Source organism: Anaerococcus sp. AGMB09787 (genome assembly GCF_022808955.1).
Taxonomy (GTDB): Bacteria; Bacillota; Clostridia; order Tissierellales; family Peptoniphilaceae; genus Anaerococcus.
In genome coordinates this window covers 227260-238482 of record NZ_JAKZEY010000001.1, presented here as the reverse complement: position 1 = coordinate 238482, position 11223 = coordinate 227260, and the positions used below count along the sequence as shown (strand labels likewise).

Below are 11223 nucleotides of genomic sequence, written 5' to 3'. Positions count from 1 at the left end.
CACTTTCTTTCTTACACTATTTATGGTACTAAAAAGACCTATAAAATGTCTTACTTGCCAATTTTTTCTTCCCTACCATAGTAAAAAAGGTATTGCTGAGCATAGCCTGCTAGGTCCTTAAAATAAGCCCTGGCATAGGACTCTACTTCTTTTTTGGGAACTTCTTTTTTGATAAAGAGGGTCTCCATTACCCTTTTGATCCATACATCCACAGGGAAGGTCTCCCTCCTATGGAAGGCAAAGAGCAATATGCAATCAGCTACCTTTGGGCCTACTCCTGGAAGCTCTATTAGTTTCTTACGGATCTCAAGGGTTGATAGACTATCCCAATCAAAGTCCAAGGCTCCATCATAGATCATTTGGCTAGCATCAACTATCCTCTTATCCCTAAAGCCTACCCTAGCATATTCCCTAAGGTCTTCTGGCCTTGCATCCTTTAATACTTGAGCATCTGGGAAGGAATAGTAGGACCTACCCATAAAGTCTCCTATATATGTCCCATACCTCTCAGAAATAATCCTTACTGCCTTTTTTATCCTAGGAATTTGGTTGTTGGCTGATATTATAAAGGAGATAACTGTCTCAAATAATTCTTGGTTTAATATTCTTATACCATAGCCATAGTCGGTAGCTCTTTCGAGAGTTGTGTCTATTGAGACCTCTTTTTTGATTTTTTCATAGTCTACTCCTAGGTCAAAGTAGTCATAAAATATCTCATAGAAAGTTTCTCTATCCACATTCCTAATTAGGACATGGTCTTCTTTTTCTAGTAGATTTATAATCTTTCCCAAGAAAACTGCCGTATAGGATCCATCTTCTTCATAATTAAAATTAAAGCACTGTCCGCATTCAAAAATATGACGCGGCTTAAAAGAGTTCTCCCTAAGCTCAAGACCTAAAGGAGTCTCCCTCAAAGCCAAGTCTCTTTTTTCTCTATTAATATACCTATTCACTAATTAACCCTCACCGCTTGAATGGCAAGTCTTTGATCCCAATAATCATATTCGCATGTTGATAAGGTTATAATCTTATCATCGGCACTAAATTCCTTAGACATATGCAAGGAAACTTCGCTATTTGACTTTAGGGTATTAAAATAATCAATCTTGTCAGAATCGTAGGCAAAATCTAGACTCCTATAGTCATAGTCTGAAGGAATACCGTAAGCTGAGAAGACCTCATATTCCATTAGTCCTTCATCTGTTGTTATATATATTGTCCTATGATTTTCTGCATATTCCTGGTCTCTATAATTTTCCAGAGATGTAAACATTGTATCAAGCTCCAAGTGGTGGCCATATATTACTGTGTTATCATCAGAAAAATCCATCTCGTTGTTGGTATCCATAAATATAGATCCAGCAAGGTCATATTCCTTATTTAGTCCCCTTCTTAGATAAAAATCATTATCTACGGCATGAAGAATAGGATATTTGATCTTGGTGCCAGGTATCTCAATAATACCCACTACATCAGAGTTCTCTTCCTTAAACTTCTCTAGAAGATAGAGGTTTTGCTTCTCAAGCTTCTCAAATTTGCTATCTCCCTCCTCTTCAGCCTTGGCTACTGTTGGAGGTTCGTTTTGACTCTCCTCTATGAGTCCTTGTATGTGCTTGTTATTTTGTATATTTGTCCAATAGTCATAGCCTCTCTTACCTAAAATTGCAAGGCAGACAACAATAACTATAACTAAGAAGAATCTTATTACAGATATAACTTTACCTTTCATAAAGCCTCCTTCATGTAAACTTTATCATGCTTTAAAAATTTAACTCTTATTAGTATAATATACCCTAATAGAAAAATTTTAAAAGTAAAATATAAAATTTATCTCTAATTAAAGATGATTATTTTGTCCCAGATTTAGTTAATAAAAGGAATGGAAATGATTAAGTTAATAGCATCAGATGTTGATGAAACCCTAGTAGATAGCCAGAAAAATGTCCCTAGTCGTAACGTAGCCGCTATTAAAAAGGCCCAAGACCTTGGAATTATAGTTATCCTCGCCACTGGAAGAGGTACCTACGAGCTTTTTGATATACCAGAAAAGGCTGGCCTTCAGTTTGAGAACCGCTACGCTATTTGCTGTAATGGGGCTGTTATTATGAACCTTCAAACCAAGGAAATAGTGGAGGCCCTTGGCCTAAAATATGACTATGCCAAGACAATCCTAGACTTCGCAGCCTTTAATAATTTGACCTGTTATATTTATACTATTGACAACAAATACGCTATAAACCTTGATAGGGATAGTTTCGCAGAAAATCAAATCACTCCCCTTAAGGATACTAATATTGAATTTCTCAAAGATGATATAATCCTCAAGGTAATAATCAAAAGCAGAGATATGAACTTCCTCCAAGGTCTAGAAATAGATATAGCCTACCTCACTAACTACGACCTAGAAATATCTTATTCATCAGATATGTTTATGGAAATCAATGCCAAGGGAGTAAATAAAGGTGAGGCCCTAAAGAAAGTTTGTAAGATCTATGATATAGACATAGAAGATACCTTGGCTATTGGAGATAACTACAATGACGTAGCCATGCTAGAGACAGCAGGCACATCTGTAGCAGTAGCCAACGCCCACCTCCAAGTAAAAGAATCAGCGACTCATGTGGCAGAAGCTACCAATGAAGAGGGAGCTGTGGGAGAAGCGATAGAAAAATATGTACTAAATTAAATAGAGGCACATAAAAAGAGTCTAGTTCATACTAGACCCTTATTTTTTTACCAAATTTCATAATCTGATTTAAAGTGCTTTACCAAAAAATATATTCCTCCACCTACTAAAAGTATAGGTATTAGACCAAAGGCGAGTTTAATTAGCCCCCATATTAGCCCTATAATTAGGCCTCCTATTCCTAATATTAATCCAAAAGGAATAGCTGCAAAGCCAAAGATTATAGTACCTACTAGTAAAACTACTGGTAGGAATATTAAAAATAAAAGCAACTTTCCGATACTAAATCCTACTTTTCCTACAAATTTAAAAATACTAAATCCAAATACAAAAGTTAATATTAAGATCATAGCTCCGAATAACATAATACAGCCTCTCTTTCTTAATACTATTATACATGTATCTTAAGTATTTGCAAATATATTTTTCATATCTTCAAATCTGATTTCAATATTTTAAAGTTCTTTTATTATAATATCAAAATCTTGAACAAAGCTTTCATTAGCTTTAAGCTTATATGCTTCCAGGCTCTCATCAGCAAAGGCTCTTGCATTGTAGGTAGGCTCAAGGCATAGGTAATTATCCCAAAAATCTGTCCAAATTGTATAGATCCCTACATTTTCTTTTCCTACTATATCTATAGCAAAATCACTTGTCTTAAAGCTCAAATCAGCAGTTTCTATAAAGATAGAATTAGGGAGTTCTTCCTTATCGATCTCATAACCTTCTACACTTAGCTCATCATAATTGGTATTAAAGTATGGGTGGAAGGCAGGTGCTATTATTTTTTCTTCGCCTCCTTCATTTTTTATAGCAAGTTTGGTATTTAGTCTATCATCTTCGATCTTGTAGTCTATCCTAAAGGATACATTTTCATAAGAGCCTACGCCCTTAAGTCCTAGTGATAGCTTATCTTCCCCTTCTTCCAAAACTTCCCAGGTCAAATCCCTGGCAAAGCCATGGGTAGGAAGTTCATTCAAGGTCTTATCATCTGAGAAGTTAGGTGCACAAGTGTGCATACCTCCCCTAACTTTAGTTTTATCTTCTCTTGTGATGTCAGTTTTATCAAAGAAGACTTGTTTATCTCCAAAAGTTAATTTTTCTAGATAAGCTCCCTCTTCGTTAATTACTGCTCTGAGATTATTACCTGCTATTGTTTTCATTTTACTAGCCTATAACTGGTTTTTGTGGAGCTGGTCTAAGTCCTAGTTCATGGTCTAGTACATACATAGCACCCCAGTTGTCCCCGATTCTTTCAAGTCTTGTGATAAGTTTTGAGAAGTTTTCTTCTTCTTCAACTTGTTCATCTATATACCATTGGATAAATGATCTAATTCTCTCATCAACACCATTAGCTTCTTTAGCTATGTTGTGGATTCTTCTAGTAACTTCTTGCTCATGGGCAAAGGCAGTTTTAACTAGGTCAAGTACGTTTTCGTATTCAGCCTTTGGAGCTTCCATTGTTGTATAAACTGGTTTGTAACCTACTGATTGTAAGAAGTCTTTCATTCCTTCACCATGGTAGATTTCTTCGATTGATTGGTTATCTAGCCAATTTGTGAATCCATCAAGGTCTAGGTCATCTGTATAAGCTGCCATAGCCTTGTAGATGTAAGCTGATTCGTATTCAAAGTTCATTTGTTCATTGATTAAGTCTAAAATTCTATTGTCCATTTTTCTCTCCTTTTAAAATGAATCTCCATATACGACATAGATGCCATATATATTGATTCCCTCCTTTATTAATAGTTCAACAACTTTGTTAATATTTTGGGCCTGGATATAAATCGTCAAAGAATTACCCCTTATAGTAAACCTATTGGATTCAATTACCTTCATATCCTCTAGCTTATTAAAAATTTTAATTGCCGCATCTTTCTCAAAAGTTCCACCAAGTTCAAATGTTATTGGATAGACTTCATCGATACCCTTATCGGCTTCTATTTTTCTAATAAAAAGTAAATCTTTCATATCCATCTCCTATAATAGATATTACCCAAATATTTAAATTTATAACTTAATTTTTTTCTTGGCTCTTTTTCTCTTCCATCTCCCTGTAGGAAAAGATACACCCACAATAGTCTTGCCTATATAGGCCGTATTCTTTTGAAAGATCGATGGATTTTTTGTAGCCATTCTTTTTCTTAAAGTCAGCATAGAGGTAGTTGACCCCGTATTTTTCCTCAAGGTCTTCCCCTATCTCATTAATCCAAGTGCTATTCTTATAGGGAGATATAGAAAGGGTGGTTGTAAAGTAATCATAGCCCTTATCCTTGGCATAGGCTGCTGTCTCCTCAAGTCTAAGCTTATAGCACTCATAGCAGGCCCTGCCCCCCTCTTTGTCTTTGGACCTAAGTCTTGCAACATCAGCAAAGTCTTCCTTCTTGTTTTCTGGAAAAATAATCTCTCCACCAAGACCCATTTCTTCCTTTAGGTCTCTTAGGGTCTCACATCTCTTGTTTAATTCCTCATAGGGGTAGATGTTTGGATTGTAGTAAAACATATCAATCTCAAAGTCATCCTTTATCCTATCAAGAACTGCAGTAGAGCATGGGGCACAGCAGACTTGGAGGAGGAGGGTCGGCCTTAGTCCCTTTTTTCTATTTTCTTTTATTATCTCTTCCATTTTTAGGTTGTAATTAATTTTGTTCATACTTTCTCCAAAATAAAAAAACACAAACCCCGAAAGGAATGTGTTTTGTATCCATAAGATTATCTCTTTGAGAATTGTGAAGATTTTCTAGCCTTTTTAAGACCTGCCTTCTTCCTTTCTTTCTTACGAGAATCTCTTGTTAGGAATCCCGCTCTCTTTAGAGCTTGTCTATAGTCAGGGTTTGCGATTAGGAGGGCTCTTGCTATAGCGTGTCTTATAGCTCCAGCTTGTCCTGTATAGCCGCCACCTTGTACGTTAATTTTTATATCGTAGTTGTTTAGGTTTTCTGTTAAAGCTAGTGGTGATTTCGCAATTACTACTAGGTTGTCAAAACTAAAGTAATCTTCTAGGTTCTTACCATTTACTAGGATATTTCCACTGCCTGATACCATTGTAGCACGAGCTACAGAAGTCTTTCTTCTACCTGTTGCTTGAATTATATCTGCCATTTAGTCCTCCTTAATTTAACTCTAGTACTTCTGGCATTTGTGCTTCATGTTTATGATCAGATCCAACATAAACTCTAAGCTTCTTAGCCATAGCTCTTCCTAATTTGTTCTTTGGAAGCATACCTTCTACTGCGTGAGTTATGATTCTTTCAGGATGTTTTTCCTTCATATCCTTATACTTTGTAATCTTTTGACCACCGGCATAGCCTGAATATCTTTGATATTCTTTTTGGTCTTCTTTGTTACCTGTAAGGATGACTTTTTCAGCATTAATTACTATTACATAGTCTCCAGTATCAATGTGTGGAGTAAATGTAGGTTTGTTCTTTCCTCTAAGTACTGCTGCAACTTGGCTTGCTAGTCTACCTAATACCATTCCTTCGGCATCAACTACATACCATTTTCTCTCGAATGAATCAGGAGTTGCAGTGTAAGTTTTTTGATGTTTCATAAAATTCCTCCTATAAATATTTCGCCTACTATATTTGGAAACCGCTCTTAGTAGGTGGCGGCTGTACTCGTCCCGGCACTTGTAATGATCGCTCCCGGGATTAGCGACCTAATCGAAAGCTTCATAAAAGAAACTTTAAATCGACTTGTTTATAATACCACAAATATTAGGTATTGTCAAATCCTATAAGGAATATAACCCATATTATTTGAGGTATTTGCTCCTATTGACTTCCATATAATCAATATATAAGTCAGACATCCTAGCTAGGACAATTCCCCCTATTACTAGGCTATAAATTAGCATAGCAATTATAATCAAGGTAAAGAGAAAGGCAGCTCCCATTCCGAAGTTAGACCTTCCTAATAATATCATAATAATTAACAAAACTATAGGAATTATAGCAGCCTTTAAGTAAACCATAAAGGTCTTACCCATAAGGTCTTTACCTATCCTAAAGATATTCTTGATAGCCTCAAAGATACCTATATTCCTATAAGAATCAACTAAAAAGTCTGCCATATAGAAGTTAGAATAGGATATCAATAGGTTGTATATTAAAATAAAGGCAACTATAAGTAAGGCAACTAAGATAGCAACAAAGGTGCCTGTAGTAGGTTGAGCCTCAACCATTGCAATAAATAAAAAGGCTCCACCAAAGCTAGTTACTAGGGTAACTATAAAGGTAATAACTATTTGAACAATAATATTTATCAAGATTATCTTACCATTTATGTAATTAACTTGATTTAGATATTCTCCCACGCTCCCCATCCTATTTCTCAAAAGTCCGCTGCTAAGGGCAAATTGAAAGATAAGGGATAAGATCATTAACAAAATTTGACCGACAAAGGTCATTATTAGACTATTGCCTGCTATGGCAAAGAATAACCAGCTTGTTATCATTGTCAAAACACTTGCCAAGATCATAACTAGGATAAGTGATGATAATTTGTACTCTCTTTTCATATAATCCTCCTTATATAATTATAACATATTCCAGGCAATCTAACAACGAAAAAGACTAGGATATATATTTTTGGGTATAAGATTAGTGAGGTGATAAAATGGATATAAAAATTAGATTAAACGAAAACGAAAATGAAGCACAAGCCTTTGATGGAGAAAAGAAAATCGGCTTCTGCCAATACGAAGATAGGGATGGCGATTACGTTATAACCCACACAGTAGTTGCTAGAGAATATGGTGGCCAAGGCCTTGCTGCTAAGCTTGTGGACACAGTAGTAGAAAAAGCAAGAGAAGAAGGAAAGAAGATCTTCCCTGTTTGCTCCTACGCTGTTAAGAAATTTGACGAATCAGAAGAATATAAGGATGTAGATGCTAGATAAGTATTACTAAGGCTTCCCCTCTTTTCTTAGACCTTCTAAGAATCGAGGGGGTTATTTTTTTGTCTTTTTTTAAGCCTCTCCTCTCTCGCAAGAAATTTTTTTATCTCCCCTTCTTCCTTCCTAACAAGAAATATTGTTACAAAGAGGGTTAGTAGCTCAGAAATTGTAAGGATATGCCAGACAATCTCCTTGGAGAAAATCCATGGCAGGCTAAAGATTAGTAGGCCTATAATAACGTAGCCCCTTAGGATTGTGATATAAAAGTCGTAGGTCGTATTTTTTACAGCACTCATGAAGCTCGCATTTACAATATTGTAGGCCATTATCAAGAAAGCTATGGAAAAGGTCCTTAAATTTTTACTAGTAAAGACCAAAAAGTCCCCATCGTAGTCCCCTATAAATAAATCTATGAAGAGCTTTGGTCTTAGGTAAATGACCACAAACATAAGGGCTGATAGGATAAAGGCACTTCTTACCATATATTTTCTAAGTCTTAGGACATCTTTATAAGATTCCCTACCAAAATTAAAGGAAATTAGAGGCTGGCTTGGTTTATTCCGATTATTATATTTACAACAAAGACCATAACATAGGACATTATTGTGTAGGCATCAAGGCCCCTTATCCCATAAAGTCTACCTATGACATTATTAAATAATAGGGTAATAAAGCCAGGAGATAGCTCATTTAAGGCTCCCGGTAGGCCATAAGAAATTATCTCCTTTGCAATATAGGCCTTAAAGGTAAAGATCCTAAACTTAAGTCTAGAAAGGGGAGATACAAAGTAGGCTAGGTAGGCAAGGGCAGGAAGTAGTTGGGCTATCCCTGTAGCTATAGCTGCTCCCCTTACCCCCATATTAAATTTAAAGATAAAGATATAGTCTAGGACTATATTGGTCAGAGCCGATAGGGCCATAAAGCCTGTAGCCAAGAAAGGCCTCCCATCAGCCTTGACCATAATTTCAAATAAATATGCCACTACATAAAAGGGAGCCAAGATTAGGATTACAGATAGGTAATCAATAACCAGAGTCTTAACTTCTGGGCTTGCTCCAAGGAAAATTACTAGCTTATCTATAAAAATAAGGCTAGGGATGGCTATAACCAGGGATGCTATTAGAGATATAGCAAAGGCTATCGAAAATATCTCGTCTGCCTTTTTCTTATCCCCCTTACCCAGCTGGTAAGTTACTAAATTCAGCGACCCTATGGATATTAAAATAGAAATAGCAAAGATAAAATTTACATAGGGCATAGAAATATTGACAGCTGTGATGCCCGTCGCTCCTACTCCTTGGCCGACAAATATCCCATCGACCATGGTATAGGTTGAGTATAAAATCATAGTTGCAATTGTAGGTAATAAGTATCTCAAATAAGTTTTAACTAAAGTCTTTTTCATTCTTTCTCCTTCCTATTATTATAAGAGCTAGCACTAGGAAAAAGTCAAGTATTTCCTTGTTTTGTAAATAATAGTTAATAATTAGCTCATTTTCTTACAAAATGGTATAGTTTTGCTAGTATGATGATTATGTTGGGAGGTTAAGATTTATGAAATCTTATAGAAATAAAAAATTAACTGGACTTGCTATCCTTTCTATAGCACTTTTTCTAGCAACTAACTCTGCCATATCGGGTACCTTTCCCTTTATGCAAAGGGACCTCGGCATCTCTAGGGAAACTTCAGAATTTCTTATAACCCTATCATCCATAGCAGCTGTCATTACCATAGCACTAAGCGAGTCTGTAACCCGTATCTTGGGCATGAAAAAATCAGTTCAAATCGGACTCATCATGGTATTTATATCAGGTCTTATCCCAGTCATAGTTACAAACTACTCTTCAATCTTTGTATCTAGGATAATTTTAGGTGCAGGGCTTGGACTTTTTAATGGCCATTCTGCCAACTACATAAGTGCCTTGTATGAGGGTGAAAAGCTCTCTAGCCTAATGGGAATCAGAAATTCTATGGAATTTATCGGTCAAATCCTCCTATTACTTGTGGCAGGATTTCTTATTAAGTTTGAATGGGTCTATGGCTACCTGGCATATTGCCTAGCCATCATTGTCTTTTTCTTTTTTACCTATTATGTACCTGACGTTGGTATCAAAAAAGAAAGAAGCAAATTTCGTATGAACAAGCAAATATTCTTTTATGTATGCTTTGCTGGAATTATGATTATGAATATAAACGCAATCTTGGTTAGACTTCCTAGCATAATAACCATGAACTTAGGGCTAGATGCCAATATAAATGCCTATATGCTAATCCTCCCTATAGTTGGTATGGTATCTGGATTTTTGTTCGGCTATATCAATAATATCCTTAGGGAAAAGACCCTCTTTCTAGGTCTAATCCTCTACCTAGTGGCCAATATTTTTATTGCCCTATCAGCTGATAAGATGTATATCTTTATCCTATCCATGCTAATAATTTCCTTTAGTCAGTCCCTATGCTTTCCTTACCTTTTTGCAGAGGCTTCGAGATTTTCTAGGGGAACGACCAATAGGATAGTAAATAATCTAATCTTTATAGGTTGTAATATAGGAAGCTTTATATCACCGTTTTTCCTAGCTCTTGCCGGAAATCTGGTGAAGACTACTTCCCTCACCTTTGCCTTCTGGGCCTTCTGTCCCCTATACTTATTTTTATTCCTTGTAGTCTTTTATGAATATATCAAGGTTAGGTCAAATAGGTCCTAGACAAAAATATTTAGTCCCAGGTCTTGGGATATTATTTTAAAGAGGCCCTTGCCCCTTACAGAGTTACCTGTCTTATCAAGCCTAGGGCTATAGACTGCAAGGGAGCAAACCTCCGGCACTACTCCCACTATGGCTCCCGATACTCCAGACTTGGAAGGAATCCCTACATTCATTAGGTAGGCTCCGCTATTTTCATACATCCCACAAGATGCCATTTGGCTAACTACAATTTGGACAATATTTTCTGGTACAATCATCTCCCTAGTCTTTATTCCTATCCCCTTGTTGGCAAGGACTGCCCCCATCATCGCTAGGCCCTCTATATTTGTTCCAATGGAGCAGGCCTTGATATAAAGGTCTAATACCTCATCTGGGTTTTGGTCAAAAATCCCCTTGGACTTTAGATAATAGGCTATTGCCTTATTCCTATCTGCTGTAGCTATCTCCGATGTATAAATTCCTTCATCCATCTTTGTCCCTTCAAATTCTGACATAGACCTAAATAGCCCTAAGATCCTATCAAATTTCTCCTCATTATCACTTCCCAAAATCATAGAAGAAGTTGTAATGGCTCCTGCATTTATAAAGGGATTGGCAGCCTTATCCCCTATTGGTATAAGGGAATTAAACTCATAAGAAGTAGGCTCAGATCCAACCTTAGAATACAGGTAGGCTGGAGTAGTATCCGAAAGTGCCAAGATTAGTGTCAAAATCTTAGATATGGATTGGAGGGAGAAGACAATCTCATCATCCCCATAGGTAAAAATATCTCCAGTCGTACCCACCAGGCAAAAGGCAAAGTTGTCCCTATCCACATTCAAAAGCTCAGGTATATATGAAGGGACCTCCCCCTTGCCTATGTATTTTTTGCTATTTTCAATAGCTATTCTTATTTTTTCATCAATCAATTCTTTATTTAATAACATAATCTA

General features: G+C 36.4%; 16 protein-coding genes. 3 read left to right on the top strand and 13 right to left on the bottom strand.

Annotated features, from left to right (window positions below; genetic code table 11):
• Positions 1 to 50 precede the first annotated feature (50 nt).
• Entirely contained in the window at positions 51 to 920 is an 870-nt protein-coding gene (locus MUN42_RS01225) for a DNA glycosylase (protein WP_243342460.1), read from the bottom strand.
• Between the two features lie 32 nt (positions 921 to 952).
• A complete protein-coding gene (gene srtB, locus MUN42_RS01220; protein WP_243342449.1) occupies positions 953 to 1729 on the bottom strand; it encodes a class B sortase in 777 nt (258 codons plus the stop codon).
• A 156-nt stretch (positions 1730 to 1885) separates the two neighbouring features.
• Between srtB and MUN42_RS01215 the strand changes: the two genes are divergently transcribed.
• Complete coding sequence (locus MUN42_RS01215) at positions 1886 to 2686, top strand: Cof-type HAD-IIB family hydrolase (RefSeq protein ID WP_243342448.1); 801 nt, start codon at positions 1886 to 1888, stop codon at positions 2684 to 2686.
• Positions 2687 to 2733: 47 nt separating this feature from the next.
• On the opposite strand, the gene MUN42_RS01210 is transcribed toward MUN42_RS01215, so the two are convergent.
• From MUN42_RS01210 to MUN42_RS01175, 8 genes are all read right to left on the bottom strand, one after another.
• Positions 2734 to 3051: a hypothetical protein gene (locus MUN42_RS01210; protein ID WP_243342447.1), complete on the bottom strand. Its 318-nt coding sequence runs from the start codon at positions 3049 to 3051 to the stop codon at positions 2734 to 2736.
• 90 nt (positions 3052 to 3141) lie between these two features.
• On the bottom strand, positions 3142 to 3849 hold the full coding sequence (locus MUN42_RS01205) for an aldose epimerase (protein WP_243342446.1): 708 nt from the start codon (positions 3847 to 3849) through the stop codon (positions 3142 to 3144).
• A 4-nt stretch (positions 3850 to 3853) separates the two neighbouring features.
• Positions 3854 to 4360, bottom strand: coding sequence for a ferritin (locus MUN42_RS01200; RefSeq protein ID WP_243342445.1), 507 nt, complete (start codon positions 4358 to 4360; stop codon positions 3854 to 3856).
• A gap of 12 nt (positions 4361 to 4372) precedes the next feature.
• Complete coding sequence (locus MUN42_RS01195) at positions 4373 to 4657, bottom strand: hypothetical protein (protein WP_243342444.1); 285 nt, start codon at positions 4655 to 4657, stop codon at positions 4373 to 4375.
• A 46-nt stretch (positions 4658 to 4703) separates the two neighbouring features.
• Positions 4704 to 5339 carry an epoxyqueuosine reductase QueH gene (locus MUN42_RS01190; RefSeq protein ID WP_243342443.1) on the bottom strand — a complete coding sequence of 212 codons (636 nt, stop codon included), beginning with the start codon at positions 5337 to 5339 and terminating at the stop codon, positions 4704 to 4706.
• A gap of 59 nt (positions 5340 to 5398) precedes the next feature.
• Positions 5399 to 5788 carry a 30S ribosomal protein S9 gene (gene rpsI, locus MUN42_RS01185; protein ID WP_243342442.1) on the bottom strand — a complete coding sequence of 130 codons (390 nt, stop codon included), beginning with the start codon at positions 5786 to 5788 and terminating at the stop codon, positions 5399 to 5401.
• 10 nt (positions 5789 to 5798) lie between these two features.
• Positions 5799 to 6239 carry a 50S ribosomal protein L13 gene (gene rplM / locus MUN42_RS01180; protein ID WP_243342441.1) on the bottom strand — a complete coding sequence of 147 codons (441 nt, stop codon included), beginning with the start codon at positions 6237 to 6239 and terminating at the stop codon, positions 5799 to 5801.
• Positions 6240 to 6443: 204 nt separating this feature from the next.
• Complete coding sequence (locus MUN42_RS01175; protein ID WP_243342440.1) at positions 6444 to 7208, bottom strand: hypothetical protein; 765 nt, start codon at positions 7206 to 7208, stop codon at positions 6444 to 6446.
• Positions 7209 to 7306: 98 nt separating this feature from the next.
• On the opposite strand from MUN42_RS01175, the gene MUN42_RS01170 reads away from it, so the two are divergent.
• Positions 7307 to 7588, top strand: a complete 282-nt coding sequence (locus MUN42_RS01170; RefSeq protein ID WP_243342439.1) for a GNAT family N-acetyltransferase — start codon at positions 7307 to 7309, stop codon at positions 7586 to 7588.
• Positions 7589 to 7623: 35 nt separating this feature from the next.
• On the opposite strand, the gene MUN42_RS01165 is transcribed toward MUN42_RS01170, so the two are convergent.
• A complete protein-coding gene (locus tag MUN42_RS01165) occupies positions 7624 to 8124 on the bottom strand; it encodes a hypothetical protein (RefSeq protein ID WP_243342459.1) in 501 nt (166 codons plus the stop codon).
• Positions 8124 to 8990, bottom strand: coding sequence for an MATE family efflux transporter (locus MUN42_RS01160; RefSeq protein ID WP_243342438.1), 867 nt, complete (start codon positions 8988 to 8990; stop codon positions 8124 to 8126). Before MUN42_RS01160 ends, MUN42_RS01165 begins: the two co-directional genes overlap by 1 nt.
• A 149-nt stretch (positions 8991 to 9139) precedes the next feature.
• Here MUN42_RS01160 and MUN42_RS01155 point away from each other — a divergent pair, with 149 nt between their 5' ends.
• Positions 9140 to 10291, top strand: a complete 1152-nt coding sequence (locus tag MUN42_RS01155; protein WP_243342437.1) for an MFS transporter — start codon at positions 9140 to 9142, stop codon at positions 10289 to 10291.
• Here the strand turns inward: MUN42_RS01155 and glsA are convergent.
• The gene (gene glsA, locus MUN42_RS01150) at positions 10288 to 11217 is read right to left on the bottom strand and encodes a glutaminase A (RefSeq protein ID WP_243342436.1); all 930 of its coding nucleotides are present in this window, start codon (positions 11215 to 11217) and stop codon (positions 10288 to 10290) included. The two genes, MUN42_RS01155 and glsA, sit on opposite strands and share 4 nt — an antisense overlap.
• Positions 11218 to 11223 lie beyond the last annotated feature (6 nt).